The 14,428-nt window shown below is 68.6% G+C and carries 15 protein-coding genes and 1 tRNA gene; 1 reads left to right on the plus strand and 15 read right to left on the minus strand.

Annotated elements, in window-relative coordinates:
* From H566_RS0120135 to ndk, 7 genes are all read right to left on the minus strand, one after another.
* Nucleotides 1-642, minus strand: a complete 642-nt coding sequence (locus tag H566_RS0120135; protein WP_028312847.1) for a YfgM family protein — start codon at nucleotides 640-642, stop codon at nucleotides 1-3.
* A gap of 65 nt (nucleotides 643-707) precedes the next feature.
* A complete protein-coding gene (gene hisS / locus H566_RS0120140; RefSeq protein WP_028312848.1) occupies nucleotides 708-2,018 on the minus strand; it encodes a histidine--tRNA ligase in 1,311 nt (436 codons plus the stop codon).
* A 137-nt stretch (nucleotides 2,019-2,155) separates the two neighbouring features.
* Nucleotides 2,156-3,469: a flavodoxin-dependent (E)-4-hydroxy-3-methylbut-2-enyl-diphosphate synthase gene (ispG, locus tag H566_RS26665; protein ID WP_051379060.1), complete on the minus strand. Its 1,314-nt coding sequence runs from the start codon at nucleotides 3,467-3,469 to the stop codon at nucleotides 2,156-2,158.
* Complete coding sequence (locus tag H566_RS27795) at nucleotides 3,466-4,695, minus strand: RodZ domain-containing protein (RefSeq protein WP_084545320.1); 1,230 nt, start codon at nucleotides 4,693-4,695, stop codon at nucleotides 3,466-3,468. The genes ispG and H566_RS27795 overlap by 4 nt, the downstream gene beginning before the upstream one ends.
* A complete protein-coding gene (gene pilW, locus H566_RS0120155; RefSeq protein WP_028312849.1) occupies nucleotides 4,688-5,491 on the minus strand; it encodes a type IV pilus biogenesis/stability protein PilW in 804 nt (267 codons plus the stop codon). The genes H566_RS27795 and pilW overlap by 8 nt, the downstream gene beginning before the upstream one ends.
* 12 nt (nucleotides 5,492-5,503) lie before the next feature.
* On the minus strand, nucleotides 5,504-6,655 hold the full coding sequence (rlmN, locus tag H566_RS26675; protein WP_051379062.1) for a dual-specificity RNA methyltransferase RlmN: 1,152 nt from the start codon (nucleotides 6,653-6,655) through the stop codon (nucleotides 5,504-5,506).
* Between the two features lie 22 nt (nucleotides 6,656-6,677).
* Nucleotides 6,678-7,103, minus strand: coding sequence for a nucleoside-diphosphate kinase (ndk, locus tag H566_RS0120165; protein ID WP_028312850.1), 426 nt, complete (start codon nucleotides 7,101-7,103; stop codon nucleotides 6,678-6,680).
* A 266-nt stretch (nucleotides 7,104-7,369) separates the two neighbouring features.
* Here ndk and H566_RS0120170 point away from each other — a divergent pair, with 266 nt between their 5' ends.
* On the plus strand, nucleotides 7,370-8,092 hold the full coding sequence (locus tag H566_RS0120170; protein WP_084545376.1) for a Bax inhibitor-1/YccA family protein: 723 nt from the start codon (nucleotides 7,370-7,372) through the stop codon (nucleotides 8,090-8,092).
* Between the two features lie 81 nt (nucleotides 8,093-8,173).
* Here the strand turns inward: H566_RS0120170 and rlmD are convergent, their stop codons facing one another.
* The 8 genes from rlmD to H566_RS0120210 all read right to left on the minus strand — a co-directional run bounded on the left by rlmD (nucleotide 8,174) and on the right by H566_RS0120210 (nucleotide 14,401).
* Nucleotides 8,174-9,613, minus strand: coding sequence for a 23S rRNA (uracil(1939)-C(5))-methyltransferase RlmD (rlmD, locus tag H566_RS0120175; RefSeq protein ID WP_084545321.1), 1,440 nt, complete (start codon nucleotides 9,611-9,613; stop codon nucleotides 8,174-8,176).
* Nucleotides 9,604-10,395: a 3'-5' exonuclease gene (locus H566_RS0120180; protein WP_028312853.1), complete on the minus strand. Its 792-nt coding sequence runs from the start codon at nucleotides 10,393-10,395 to the stop codon at nucleotides 9,604-9,606. Before H566_RS0120180 ends, rlmD begins: the two co-directional genes overlap by 10 nt.
* A 35-nt stretch (nucleotides 10,396-10,430) precedes the next feature.
* A complete protein-coding gene (locus tag H566_RS30440) occupies nucleotides 10,431-11,405 on the minus strand; it encodes a peptidoglycan DD-metalloendopeptidase family protein (RefSeq protein WP_051379063.1) in 975 nt (324 codons plus the stop codon).
* Between the two features lie 4 nt (nucleotides 11,406-11,409).
* A complete protein-coding gene (locus tag H566_RS27800; protein WP_425387964.1) occupies nucleotides 11,410-12,159 on the minus strand; it encodes a protein-L-isoaspartate(D-aspartate) O-methyltransferase in 750 nt (249 codons plus the stop codon).
* Between the two features lie 296 nt (nucleotides 12,160-12,455).
* Nucleotides 12,456-13,196, minus strand: a complete 741-nt coding sequence (surE, locus tag H566_RS0120195) for a 5'/3'-nucleotidase SurE (protein WP_028312855.1) — start codon at nucleotides 13,194-13,196, stop codon at nucleotides 12,456-12,458.
* 192 nt (nucleotides 13,197-13,388) lie between these two features.
* Nucleotides 13,389-13,465 (minus strand) — tRNA-Pro (locus tag H566_RS0120200).
* Between the two features lie 38 nt (nucleotides 13,466-13,503).
* Nucleotides 13,504-13,902 (minus strand): MerR family transcriptional regulator, encoded by a 399-nt coding sequence (locus tag H566_RS0120205; protein WP_028312856.1) that lies wholly within the window; start codon nucleotides 13,900-13,902, stop codon nucleotides 13,504-13,506.
* Between the two features lie 52 nt (nucleotides 13,903-13,954).
* Nucleotides 13,955-14,401, minus strand: a complete 447-nt coding sequence (locus tag H566_RS0120210; protein ID WP_245591413.1) for an integration host factor subunit alpha — start codon at nucleotides 14,399-14,401, stop codon at nucleotides 13,955-13,957.
* Between the last annotated feature and the right edge of the window lie 27 nt (nucleotides 14,402-14,428).

Below are 14,428 nucleotides of genomic sequence, written 5' to 3' on the forward strand. Positions count from 1 at the left end.
TCAGCCCTCCCCGAGCGCGTCGCGCTTGATCTCGATGATCTGGCGCAGGCCCTGGTTCTCGCGCTTGACCGCGAGCTTGTCGAGCGCCTCGACATAGGCCTTGCGCGCCTCGGCCTTGTTGCCCTGGGCCGCGAGCACGTCGCCGCGACGGTCGGCCGCGAGCGCCTCGAAGGCCGCCGGCATGCCGGTGGATACCGCCTTGAGCGCCGCGTCGTAGTCCTTCTGGTCGAGCAGCACGCCGGACAGGCGCAGGCGCGCCATCGCTGCGAATTCTTCGAGCTTGGCGTTGGCGATCACCCATTCGTAATGCGCCTGGGCGCCCTTGGCGTCGCCGCCGGCCAGCTCGGCCTTGGCCGCGACCAGCGCGCCCATGGCGGCATAGGCCGTGCCCTTGTAGTCGGCCGCGAGCGTGCCCGCGAGGCGCTTCACATCGTCGGCCTTGGCGGCCTGGGCAGCCTGCTGGAGCTCGTCATAGACGAGTGCCGCCGCATTGGCTTTCTTCTGCTGCCACGCCTGCCAGCCCTGCCAGCCGCCAAAGGCGGCAGCCACGACCACCGCTCCCGCCGCGATCGCCTTGCCCCAGGTCTGGAACCACGCCTTCAGCGCTTCGAGCTGTTCCTGCTCTTGATGGTCGTATGCCATGCGTATTCGTTGCTTGGTTGATGTGATGCGGGCACCAGCCCGCCGTCTTCAAATGCGCGTCGCGCTCAGTCCTCGTCACCGCCGTTGCCGAAGCCGAAGACTTCGAGCAGCCTCAGCGGCAGGTGCGACACCGGCATGCGCTCCTGGCTGCCCGCGCCGTCGCCGGTTTCGTCGCGCAGATGCTTGAGCGTGACCTCGTTCTTCGAGACCTCGTCCTCGCCGAGGATGACGGCGAAGGCCGCGCCCGAGGCGTCGGCCTTCTTCATCTGCGACTTGAAGCCGCCCTCGCCCGCATGCACCAGCACCTCGATGCCCTGGTCACGCAGCAGCTCGGCCACCTGCATGCCGAGCTGGAGCGCGCCTTCGCCCGCGTGGACGACGTACACATCGACGCCTTCCTTGGGATCGACGTCGCCCTCGCGCAGCAGTTCGAGGATGCGCTCGACGCCCATCGCGAAGCCGCAGGCCGGCGTCGGCTTGCCGCCGAGCAGCTCGAACAGGCCGTCATAGCGGCCGCCGCCGCAGATCGTGCCCTGCGAGCCGAGCCGCGTCGTGACCCACTCGAACACGGTGAGGTTGTAGTAGTCGAGGCCGCGCACCAGACGCGGATTCACCTCGTACTGGATGCCGCGCATCTTGAGCAGGCGCTTGAGCTGCTCGAAATGCGCGCGCGATTCGGCGCCGAGGTAGTCGATGAGCTTGGGCGCGGCATTGGCCACGTCCTGCATCGCCGGGTTCTTGGAGTCGAGCACGCGCAGCGGATTGCTGTGCAGACGGCGCTTGCCGTCCTCGTCGAGCACATCGGCGTGGGCTTCGAGGTGGGCGATCAGGTCGGCGCGATGGCGCGCGCGCTCCTCGGCGTTGCCGAGCGAGTTGATCTGAAGCTGGACGTCGCGGATGTCGAGCTCTTCCCACAGCCGCGCGCACATGTAGATCAGTTCGGCATCCACATCCGGCCCGGCGAAGCCGAGCGCCTCGCAGCCGACCTGGTGGAACTGGCGATAGCGGCCGCGCTGCGGACGCTCGTGGCGGAACATCGGGCCGGTGTACCAGAGCCGCTTGCCGCCGTCGTAGGTGAGGTTGTGCTCGATCGCCGCGCGGCAGGCCGAGGCCGTGCCCTCGGGGCGCATCGACAGCGCCTCGCCGTTGAGCGCGTCGGTGAAGCTGTACATCTCCTTCTCGACGATGTCGGTGTGCTCGCCGACACCGCGCTTGAACAGCGGCGTGTATTCGAGGATGGGCGTGCGCAGCTGGCGGTAGCCGTAGGCGCGCATGAGGCCGCGCACCGTGTCCTCGAAGTAGTCCCACAGCGGCGCGTCCTTCGGGAGGATGTCGTTCATCCCCTTGACGGCGCCGAGCTTCTCGATCTTGGCCATGTGTTTGTTCTTTCGTGAACGGCCCGCAAGCCGGTCACGGCCGCGGGCGCGGAGGCGTCAGGCGTGCTGGCCGCCGTGTCGGGGGGCGTCGGCGATCGCGCTGGCGGGCGCGATCGTGCGGCGGGCGTTCAAGTCGCTCATGCGCCCGCTCCCGCGTCGGCCGCCGCGAGCGTGCTGCCCGGCGCCGGATAGCGCCGCGCGACATAGCTCTCGACGATGGCCTGGAATTCCTCGGCGATGCGCTCGCCCTTGAGCGTGACACTGCGCTCGCCATCGACGAACACCGGCGCCACCGGGTCCTCGCCCGAGCCCGGCAGCGAGATGCCGATGTCGGCATGCTTGCTTTCGCCCGGCCCGTTGACGACGCAGCCCATGACCGCGACATGCATGTTCTCGACGCCCGGATGGCGCAGCTTCCACACCGGCATCTGCTCGCGCAGGAAGCGCTGGATGCTGTCGGCCAGCTCCTGGAAGAAGGTGCTCGTGGTGCGGCCGCAGCCCGGACAGGCGATGACCAGCGGCGCGAAGGCGCGCAGGCCCATCGTCTGGAGCAGCTCCTGCGCCACCACCACTTCCTTCGTGCGGTCGCCGCCCGGCTCGGGCGTGAGCGAGATGCGGATCGTGTCGCCGATGCCTTCCTGCAGCAGCACGCCGATCGCCGCGCTCGACGCGACGATGCCCTTGCTGCCCATGCCGGCCTCGGTCAGGCCGAGGTGCAGCGGGTAGTCGCAGCGCTGCGCGAGCATGCGGTAGACGGTAATGAGGTCCTGCACGCCGCTCACCTTGGCGCTCAGCACGATGCGGTCGCCGCCCAGGCCGATCTCCTCGGCGCGCCGGGCGTTCTCGATGGCCGAGGTGACGAGCGCCTCGTGCATCACCGACTGGGCGTCCCAGGGCTCGGCGCGATTCGAGTTCTCATCCATCAGGCGGGCCATGACCTCGGGATCGAGCGAGCCCCAGTTCACGCCGATGCGCACCGGCTTGTCGTACTTGCAGGCGGTCTCGACCATCGCGGCGAAGCGTTCGTCGCGGCGCTCGCCCCGGCCGACGTTGCCCGGATTGATGCGGTACTTCGACAGCGCCTCGGCGCAGGCCGGATGGTCGGTGAGCAGCTTGTGGCCGTTGAAATGGAAGTCGCCCACCAGCGGCACGTCGATGCCCATGCGGTCGAGCTGCTCACGGATGTGCGGCACGGCGGCGGCGGCCTCGGGCGTGTTGACCGTGATGCGCACCACCTCGGAGCCGGCCTGGGCCAGCGCCTTGATCTGGATGGCGGTGCCGATGGCGTCGGCCGTGTCGGTGTTGGTCATCGACTGGACCATGACCGGCGCGCCACCGCCCACCGTCACCACGCGCTCGCCCCAGCGCACCTCGACGCGACGGGACGCGCGCCGCGCGGCGGGGCCGTGGCGCAGGGGAAGAGAGGCGTAAGCCGGATCGCGCGAATTCATTGCTTGTTCTCGGGCGGATAGGTGAAGCGGGCAACGTTGCCGCTGCTGAACGGCGCCAGCTCGACCGCGCGGCCATCGACCGCGAAGCGCGTGCCCGGCACGTTGCCGATGATGATGCGGAACGGCGGCTTGCCCTCGGAGGTGACGCTGCCGCCGGCCGGCGTGACGCCGGTGGAGATGATCTTGCCGCTCGCGTCGCGGATCTCGATCCAGGTCTCGCGCTCGAAGTCGAGCTTGAGACGGGAGTTGCCGGGCGCGGGTTGAGTCTGGACAGGGGCTGGCGCCGGCGCGGCAGGCTGGGATGCGGCCGGGGCCGCGCCGACGGAAGCAGCCTGGGCAGGCGCCGTTGCCGGAGCGGCAGCGGTTGCGGGCGTACCCGCCGCCGTACTAGCGCTGCGAGGAGCGCCAGCCGACGTTGCCCCGGCCTGGGTCGGCACTGGCTGCGTGGGCAACAAGGGCACAGGCGCCGCAAGCTGGCCCGTCGCGCCAGTCGGCGCAGCCGGAGTCGGGGCGACCGGCTGCGTTACCGGCGCGGACTGGTTGCCCTCGACCGGCGGCATGGCCGCGCCCGCTGCCTCGCCGGACGGCAGCGGCTGCGCGCTCGCAGCCGGCGCCGTAGCACCGACTGTCGGGGCACCCGCCGTCGACGCAGGGTCAACGTCCGCCACCGGCGCAACCGGCCGCGGTTCGGCCGCATGCTCCCGTGCGGCGATCCAGCCGGCCAGATCCAGCTTCGGCAGCAGCACGGCCGCGCCGATCAGCAACAGCGCACCCGCGCCAGCACCGATCCACCAGCCAAAGCCGCTGAAATTTCGCCCGCCCGCGCTTACCGGCCGACCGACGCTCGCCACGCCCGTGAGCTGACCCGGCGTCACCTCGATGCGCGGCAGCTCGGCCAGCAGCGGCGCGGCATCGATCTCGACCGCCTTCGCATAGGCGCGCACGAAGCCGCGCAGGATTGCCGGCGTCGGGAAATCACCCCAACGGCCAGCCTCGATCGCCTCGACCTGACGCGCGCCCACCTTGATGCGCTGACCGATCTGCTCGACCGACATTCCCTGCGCCTGACGCGCCCGCGCCAGGATTGCGCCTGCGTGCCCGGCAGGCGCCGCCGCTTCGGCCTGGGAGACGGGAGGCCGGGCCTGCGTGCCGCTCTCGACCGATCCACCCTCAACTGGACGGGTATCGACATCGAGCGCGCGATCGTTGCCGGAAGGCTCACTCATTGAAATCGCCTCGCTGAAAGGCCGCGTACTCGCGCGACTCGGGGAACTGGCGGCGCAGCTGCGTCAGCGCCAGCACCTCGGCATCGCGGTCGCCGCGCGCATGCTCGATGCGCACTTCGAGCCACAGCGATTCGGCCGTCGGCGTGATCTGCCGGTTCAGCCGCTGGGCGTAGAAGCGCGCGCGTTCGAGATCGCCGAGGCGCAGATAGGTACGCGAGAGATGGAACATCGTCGTCGGATTGCCCGGCTCGCTGTCGAAGGAGCGTTGCAGGTAGTTGCGGGCGAGCGGGTAGTCGCCGAGGCGGTAGGCGCAGATGCCTGCGCTGCGCGCCGGGACCGACGGCGTCGGATAGAGCGGGTTCTTGAGCGCCGCGTCGAAGTAGGGCAGCGACTGCTTCTCGCGGCCGTTGCGGCACAGGAACCAGCCGTAGTTCGTGTTGACCGACGAATCGTTGGGCGCGAGCCGCAGCGCGCGCGAGAAGTTTTCCTCGGCCTTTTCGCGCTCGCCGATCGCCATGTAGACCAGGCCGTAGAGGTTGTAGGCCTCTGGATAGCTGGGGTCGGCGCTGACGGCGTTCTTCAGCTCCTGGAGCGCGACCTCGAACTTGTTCTCGGTGTAGTAGTTGGCCGCCAGTTCGACGCGGATCTGGGCGCGCTTGCGCGCCTCGGCCGGCTTGCCCTGACCGACGATCTCTTCCGAATCGATGTCGGTCGTGCGTTCGACGGGCGCCGAGCGCTGGGTGACGCAGGCGGAAAGCAGCAACAGCAGGGCAAGCGCAGCGCCGACGTAGCGCATGGACGGTTCCTGTCAGTGACGGCCGGTGCGCGCGGGCGCGACACGCGCCGCCGACTTGACCACGTCGATCGGCACGAAGGCGCCGCGCTCGGCGAGGCGGGTGCGATCGCGCACGTCGCCGGCCAGCTGGCCGCAGGCGGCGTCGATGTCGTCGCCGCGCGTCTTGCGGATGGTGGTGACGATGCCGGCGTCGATCAGCACGCCGGCAAAGGCCTTGATCCGCTCCATCGGCGTGCGGCCGAGGCCGGACTCCGGGAAGGGATTGAACGGAATCAGGTTGAACTTGCAGCTCACGCCGTGCTCGCGCACGAGGGCGAGCAGTTCGCGCGCATACTCGACGCGGTCGTTCACGCCGTCGAGCATCACGTACTCGAAGGTGATGAAGTCGCGCGGCGCATGGGCCAGGTAGCGATGGCAGGCTTCCATCAGCTCGGCCAGCGGGTACTTGACGTTGAGCGGCACGAGCACGTCGCGCAGCTTGTCGTTGCTCGCGTGCAGCGAGACGGCCAGCGCGACCGGCAGATCGGTGCCGAGCCGGTCGATGAAGGGCACGACGCCCGACGTCGACAGCGTGACGCGGCGCCGGCTCAGGCCGTAGGCGTCGTCGTCGAGCATCAGCCGCATCGCTGCGACCGAGGCCTCGTAGTTGAGCAGCGGTTCGCCCATGCCCATCAGCACCACATTGCTGATGACGCGCTCGCCTTCCGGCGTGCCGAGCGAACGGCGCAGCTCGCGCTCCGCGTACCAGAGCTGGCCGATGATCTCGCCCACGGCGAGGTTGCGGCTGAAGCCCTGCTTGCCCGTGGAACAGAACCGGCAGTTGACCGCGCAGCCCGCCTGGGTGCTCACGCACAGCGTGCCGCGGTCGTCCTCGGGGATGAACACCGATTCCACCGCGTCGCCGTTGCCCACGTCGAACAGCCACTTGCGCGTGCCGTCGGCGGAGAGGTGATCGCGGATCGGCTGCGGCGCGCGGATCTCGGCCAGTTCGGGCAGCTTGGCCCGGAAGGACTTGGCCAAATCGGTCATCGCGTCGAAGTCGGCGGCGAGGCTGCGGTGGATCCAGCGTTGCAGCTGGCGCGCACGGAAGGGCTTCTCGCCGAGTCCGGCGACGAAGCTTTCAAGCCCGGCCCGATCGAGATCGAGCAGATTGATGCGGCTCATTCCGTGTGCGCCCGTGTGTTGCTTAACGCGAGTAGACGTTGAGCGCCGGGAAGAAGTAGGCGATCTCGACGGCGGCGGTTTCGGGCGCGTCGGAGCCGTGGACGGCGTTGGCGTCGATGCTCTCGGCGAAGTCGGCGCGGATGGTGCCGGGGGCAGCCTTCTTCGGGTCGGTCGCGCCCATCAGGTCACGGTTCTTGAGGATGGCGCCTTCGCCTTCGAGCACTTGCACGAACACCGGGCCCGAGATCATGAACGTGACCAGGTCGTTGAAGAAGGGGCGTTCCTTGTGCACGGCGTAGAAGCCTTCAGCTTCGGCGCGCGACAGTTGCGTGAGGCGCGCGGCAACGACCTTCAGGCCGGCGTCTTCGAAGCGGGTGATGATCTTGCCGATCACGTTCTTCGCGACTGCGTCGGGCTTGATGATCGAGAGGGTGCGTTCAATCGCCATTTACTGGACTCCGGAGACGTACGACGGGTACGTGGTTGAATGATTCTGGAAGCGCTGGCCCTGCTTGAGGCCAAGTCTGCGATTCTAACATGCGGATTTTGAAAGGATTTTCCCGCCGGCATGACGGTTCCAAGGCAGCCAGCGCGGACTTTCGACGGCAATCGACACCGGCGATACCCGCCGGTCACGCCTGAAAGTGCCGCACTGATGCAGAATCCGCTTCCAGTGCGCCAGCTATCTTCTGGCTTTCAATCATGGAGGACTTGATGATTCGCGGTTCCGACCAACGCAGCATCTTCGGCGACGACGCCGTCATCGATACCCGCTGGGCCGCACCCAGCGCCGAGCAGCGCCAGCGCGTGCTGCGCAACACCTATGCCCTGCTCGCACTTTCGATGCTGCCGACCATCGTCGGCGCCTGGGTCGGCCTGAGCTTCAATCTCGGCGGGCTGTTCCGCGGCTGGATGGGCGCGATCGTGTTCATGGCCGTCGCCTTCGGCTTCTTCTTCGCGATCGAGAAGTACAAGAATTCCAGCGTCGGCGTGGCGCTGCTGCTCGGCTTTACCGGCTTCATGGGCGTGATGCTGAGCGGCCTGCTGAGCGTGGCGCTGCGGTTCTCGAACGGCCCGCAGATGATCACGATGACGGCGGGTGCCACGGCGATGCTGTTCTTCGTGCTCGCCGGATTCGCCACGACCACCAAGCGCGACCTGTCGAACATGGGCAAGTTCCTGACGATCGGCCTCGTGATGCTGCTGGTGGCGATGATCGCCAACCTGTTCTTCCAGGTGCCGGCCTTCCAGCTCGCGCTGCTGACGATCTCCTTCGCGATCTTCGCGGGCTTCCTGGTGTTCGACCTGAACCGCATCGTGAATGGCGGCGAGACCAACTACGTGACGGCCACGCTCGCGGTCTATCTCGATCTGTACAACATGTTCACGAGCCTGCTCCAGCTCGTGATGGCCTTCACCGGCCAGCGCGACGAGTAAGCCTCGCGGCACCCGCTGCGGCGGGTCGGCGCAAGACAAAAGGCCCGCATCAGCAGCGGGCCTTTTTCATTGCCGCGCCGCTCAGGCCGCCGGCGGCACGAACACCGCCATCGACTCCACATGCGAGGTGTGCGGGAACATGTTCACCACGCCCGCCGCCTCCAGCCTGAAGCCACCCTCGTGCACCAGCACCGCCGCGTCGCGCGCAAGCGTGGCCGGATTGCAGCTCACATAGACGATGCGCTTCGGCAGCAGCGCGTGGTCGCCGCGCGCGGCCAGCGCCGCGAGCGCCTGCGACACCGCAAGCGCCCCCTCGCGCGGCGGATCGATGAGCCAGCGGTCGAAATGCCCCCAGCTCGCCACTTCGTCGGCCGTAACCTCGAACAGGTTGCGCGCGGCGAAGCTCGCATGCTCGATGCCGTTGAAGCGCGCGTTCTCGCCCGCGCGATGCACCAGCGCCTCGCTGCCCTCGATGCCATGCACCGAGCCCGACCGACGCGCAAGCGGCAGCGTGAAATTGCCGATGCCGCAGAACAGATCGAGCACGCGCTCGCCGGGCTCGGGCCGCAGCAGGCCGAGCGCCTGGCTCACCAGCACGCGGTTGATGCGATGGTTCACCTGAGTGAAGTCGGTCGGGCGGAACGGCATCGTGATGCCGTACTCGGGCAGCGTGTAGCTGAGCGCGGGCGCCACCTCGGCCGGCGGATGGAAGGGCCGCACCGTGTCCGGCCCCTTGGGCTGGAGCCAGATCTGCACGCGATGCGCGTCGGCAAAGTCGCGCACGATCCGCTCGTCATCTGCCGACAGCGGCTCCAGCACGCGCAGCACCAGCACCGTCACGTCCGCGCCCTGGGCGTACTCGATCTGCGGCAGGCGCTCGCGGATCGACAGCGAGCCGACCAGTTCGCGCAGCGGCAGCAGCAGGCCGGCGATGTGCGGCGGCAGCACATGGCATTCGGCCATGTCGGCCACATAGCTCGACTTGCGCTCGTGAAAGCCCACCAGCACGCCACCCTTCTTGGGCACGTAGCGCACCGACAGCCGCGCGCGGAAGCGGTAGCCCCAGTCCGGCCCCTGGATCGGCCGCAGCATCACGCCCGGCCTGAGCTTGCCGATGTGCGCGAAGTTGTCCTCCAGCACGCGCTGCTTGATCGCGAGCTGGGCGGCCGGGTCAAGGTGCTGCATCGAGCAGCCGCCGCAGGTGCCGAAATGGGCGCAACGCGGCACGACCCGCGAGGCGCTCGCGCGGATGACCTCGGTAACTTCGGCGAATTCGTAGGTCGGCTTGCGGCGGTAGCTCTTGTAACGCACACGCTCGCCGGGCAGCGCGCCCTCGATGAACACCACCTTGCCGCCGGACGTGCCGTTCTCGCTCGGTAGGCGGGCGACGCCGCGCGCCTCGATGTCGATGGATTCGATGTCGACCACGCCGGGTTCGAGGCGGGGGGTGAGCGGGACGGTCGCGGCAGCGGGTTGGTCGGGAGCCGCATCCTGCGGCGTCGGGAGATCGGTCACTTCCATGCTTCGAGGTATTCCTTCCAGTGCTCGCAGCCGGGCTTGGCGGCGAGCGCGCCGAGCGTCTCGCGGGCGAGCGCGATCTCGGCGTCATAGGCTTCGCGGCCGATCTCGCCGCGCATGAGGCGGAAGCGGCAGTACACGAGCCAGGTGTTCATCACGTCGGTCTCGCAGTACGAGCGGATGCCGTGCAGGCCACCCGCCAGATAGCTGTCCCAGACCTTGCCGCCGTCCATGCCGAGCTTGCCGGGGAAGCCGCAGAGCTTGGCGAGGTCGTCGAGCGGCGCATTGGCCCGGCCGCCGAACATCGCCAGCACGTCCATGAGGTCGAGATGGCGGGTGTGGTAGCGGCTCAGGTAGTTGTTCCACTTGAACTCGCGGTCGTCGTCGCCCCAGTCCCAGTAGCGCGGGGCCTGGATGCCGTGGACGAGCGCGCGGTAGTGCAGCACCGGCAGGTCGAAGCCGCCGCCGTTCCAGCTCACGAGCTGGGGCGTGCTGCGTTCGATGAGGTCGAAGAATTCGGCGACGAGCGTGGCCTCGTCGCTGCTTTCGTCGCCGAGCGAGCGCACGCGCAGGCTCTTGTCGGTGCGCATCACGCAGCTGATCGCGCAGACGCGCTGGACATGGTGGCGCAGGAAGTCGCTGCCGCTCTTCTCGCGCTGCGCCGCGAAGGCGCGTTCGGCGACGGCGGCATCGTCGCCGTCCCAGCCTTCCTCGCCGGCGTGCAGTCGGCGCAGGCCGTCGCAGTCGGGGATGGTCTCGATGTCGAAGACGAGTATCGGCGTCATGGCCTCTCCCCTTGCGTGCAGCAACCCGACTGCGCTCAGCGCGCGGGCAGGTACTTGGCCGGATCGACCGGCTTGCCCTGACGGCGGATCTCGAAATGCAGCTTGGGCTTGTCGGTATCGGTATTGCCCAGCTCGGCGATCTTCTGGCCGCGCTTGACGCTGTCGCCGTACTTGGCGACTAGCTTGCTGTTGTGGGCGTAGGCCGAAAGGAAGTTGTCGTTGTGCTTGATGATGAGTAGCTGGCCGTAGCCGCGCAGGCCGTTGCCGGCGTAGACGACCTTACCGTCGCCGGCCGCGAGCACAGCGTCGCCGACGTTGCCGCCGAGGTCGAGCCCCTTGTTGCGCGGGTCGTCGAATCCGTCGATGACCCGCCCGCCCGTGGGCCAGGCCCAGGTGATCGGACCATCGTCGGCGGCCGGCTTGGCACTGTCCGCAGGTGCGGCGACCGGAGAGGGCTTTGCGTCGGGCACGGTGGCGGGCTTGCCGGCGTCGGGTCGCGCGGCATCGGTGGGCTTGGCGGCATCGGCCGGCTTGCCGCCGACGTCGGCGGGCTTGGCCGCGCCCGACTTGCCGGCCTCGCCAAGCGGCTTGCTGTCGAGCGGAGCGCCGATCACCACCGGCGTCGCGACGACTGCGGGGGTGGCGGCCGGAGCCGATGCGCCGGCATCGGCGTCGATCCTGAGCGTCTGGCCGACGAGGATGCGATCCGGGCTTTCGAGCTGGTTGAGTGCCGCGATGTCGCGGAAATCCTTGCCGTGCTCGACGGCGATCTTGTAGAGCGTGTCGCCCTTGCGCACTACATAGGTCCGACCGGTGCCGGTGCTCGCGCTGGCCGACACGATCGGGGCCGGACCGGACGCGCCGCTGCCGGAGGGCGACGTCGAGCGATCGACGATCTGCACCGGCGGGCGTTCCTGCTGGGAAGTGGTGCAGGCGGAAAGAAGTCCGCCAAGCATGGCGAGCGCGATGCGCAGGCGCTTCGGGCGGGAGAAGAAAGGCTGGAGGAGCATCGTTCTAGGTCGTGCCGGATCGAAGCGGCACGAAGTGTACGTCATCGGCTTCGGCCCTCTGCCAGTCGGCGCGGCCGGTTCGGTCGATCACCACGAGGCGCTGGCGACCGTCGCCGCGCGCCACCGGCGCGACCAGCCGACCGCCGACGCGGAGCTGGTCGAGAAGTTCCTGCGGCAGCTCGAAACCGGCCGCCGCCACCACGATGCCGTCGAACGGCCCTTCGTGGGGCAGGCCGACGCGGCCATCGCCGAAATGCAGGCGCACATTGGCCAGCCGCAGCGGCCGCAGGTTGCTGCGCGCCAATTCGTGCAGGGCACGGATGCGCTCGATCGAGAAGACCATGTCGGCGATCTGCCCGAGCACAGCCGCCTGATAGCCGCAGCCGGTACCGACTTCCAGCACCCGCGCCAGACGCTGGCCGGGCGGGCGGCCCTGGCGCATGAGTTCCAGCATCCGGCCGACGGTGAAGGGCTGGGAGATCGTCTGCTCATGGCCGATCGGCAGCGCGGTGTCGTCATAGGCGCGACTCGCAAGTGCGGGATCGACGAAGGCATCGCGCGGCACGGTGCGCAGCGCGTCGAGCACGGCGAGATCCTGCAAGCCACGCGCCGCCAGATCGCGCACCAGCCGCTCGCGGCGCCCCTGCACCGAATCGACCGGGGGACGCGCACCCGGCGGACGCGTGGCGTTGGCACCGGGGAAACTCGGCTGGGGCGGCAGCGATGCGCGCGTCACGCTGGCGGGACGTGGCACAGGCAAGGGCGGCAACTGCGGCCCGCGCGCGCCGGTCGGTGCCGGAACAGCGCCGCGTCGCGCCTCTGGCGCGGTCGCGAGCGGACCACCGCGCGACGTGCCCGGCATCGCTCCCTTCGGCGGGACGGCCCGGCCGGCGGTGTCCGGCGAGGTTGGTCGGACCATATCAGCGGCCTGCGTCGGCTTGGCGGCGCTCTTGTCGATGAACTTCTGGGCGATGCCGTAGCGCGGCGCAACACCGTCGAGGTGGTGCCCGCCCGGCAACGGCGCAACCCACTTGGGCGGCTTGCGCTCGCTCATGCACCCAACCAGCCACGCACGGCATCAAGCCGCGCGGTGTGCGTGAGATCGTGGTGCAGCGGCGTCACCGACACCAATCCGCTCGCCACCGCATGGAAATCGCTGCCCGGGCCGGCGTCGCGCACGTTGCCGACCGCGCCGATCCGGAACATCACGCGCCCGTCGACGTCGTACTCGCGGATCACCGGCTCCGACACGTGCCGTTTGCCCAGTCGCGTGACGGTGCAGCGCGCTGGATCGGCCGAGACGGGAAAGTTCACGCTTAACAGGAAAGGGGCCGGCAGCGGCCGCGTCACGTGCTGCCGCACCAGCGCGGCGGCGGCCTCGGCAGCGCGATCCAGCCCGGCCCAGTCATGCGTGCAGAGCGAGAAGGCGATGGCCGGCAATCCGAAGAGATAGGCCTCCATCGCTGCCGCGACCGTGCCTGAATACATCGTGTCGTCGCCGAGGTTGGCGCCGTTGTTGATACCGGACACCACCAGGTCGGGCGCTGCCACGAGCAGGCCGCCAGTAAGCGCGACGTGCACGCAATCGGTTGGCGTGCCATCGACGTGATAGCGACGATCGCCGACTTCGGTCAGCCGCAGTGGCCGGTCGAGTGTGAGTGAATGCGAGGCGCCGCTGCGATTGCGGTCCGGTGCGACGACCGTCACCTCGGCGAAACTGCCCAGCGCGACGGCGAGCGCCTCGATGCCGGGCGCCGAATAGCCATCGTCGTTGCTGACAAGAATTCGCATGAGCGGGAACCGTGGGTCTGCGACAAGGCCGCGGTGATGGATGGCGGAGGGATCGCGCGATCCCTCCGCCGGATCATCCGCCCGGACCGCGATGCGGCCCGCACAAACAAAAACGGCCGGGCTGCTTTCGCGGCCCGGCCATCTTGCCCGGTATTGACGACTGCCGGCGAGGGCTGCCGTCGGGAAAACTTCTGGTCGGGGTGGCGGGATTCGAACTCGCGACCCCTTGCACCCCATGCAAGTGCGCTACCAGGCTGCGCTACACCCCGAACAGCCAGTAATAATAGCAGCGATTTTCAGGTTTGCATCATTTTTCTTTGCCATCAAGCATCCTGCGCAGCGCCAGCAGCTCGGAACGCAACGCCGCGATGTCCAGCACTTCCGCGATCGCGGCGGTTTCGAGGTCGGGCGACGCCCTTCCCTCCCCACTGACGGCATCCAGCTTGCTGCGCGCGCCACTGATGGTGAAGCCCTGCTCGTAGAGGAGTTCGCGGATGCGCCGGATCAGCAGAACCTCGTGATGCTGGTAGTAGCGGCGATTGCCGCGCCGCTTGACCGGCTTGAGCTGGGCGAACTCCTGCTCCCAGTAGCGCAGCACATGCGGCTTGACGCCGCACAGCTCACTGACCTCGCCGATCGTGAAATAGCGCTTGGCCGGAATCGGCGGCAGCAACGTGACTTCGTGCGACTTCGGACGGCGATCCAAGACATCCTCACGATTCGGCAGCGTGGAGCGGCAGGATCAGCCCGCCGCGATGTCAGCCATTGTCAACGAGCTGCTTGAGCTTCTGGCTCGCGTGGAAGGTGACGACACGGCGGGCGGTGATGGGAATCTCCTCCCCGGTCTTGGGATTGCGCCCGGGGCGCTGCGGCTTGTCACGCAGCTGGAAATTGCCGAAGCCCGACAGCTTCACCACCTCGCCGGCCTCCAGTGCCCGGGCGATCTCCTCGAAGAAGATCTCGACCATGTCCTTGGCCTCGCGCTTGTTGAGGCCGACCCGCTCGAACAGCAGCTCGGCCAGCTCCGCCTTGGTGAGCGTGACCGACTCGCTCGTCTTGGGCTGGGGCGCGAGTGTGAAGCCGCGTCCCGTCAAGGGCACCGGGCGGGAGGGTGACGCCAGCCCCCCCTTGCCGCGGCTTTCGAGCGCCGCGAGACGACCGAACGGAATCACCTCGTCTTGCATGGCGTCTTGGTCGTCGTTCATGGGCTGGAAATCCGGGATCAGAGGCGG

The organism is Derxia gummosa DSM 723 (genome assembly GCF_000482785.1).
Classification (GTDB): Bacteria; Pseudomonadota; Gammaproteobacteria; order Burkholderiales; family Burkholderiaceae_E; genus Derxia; species Derxia gummosa.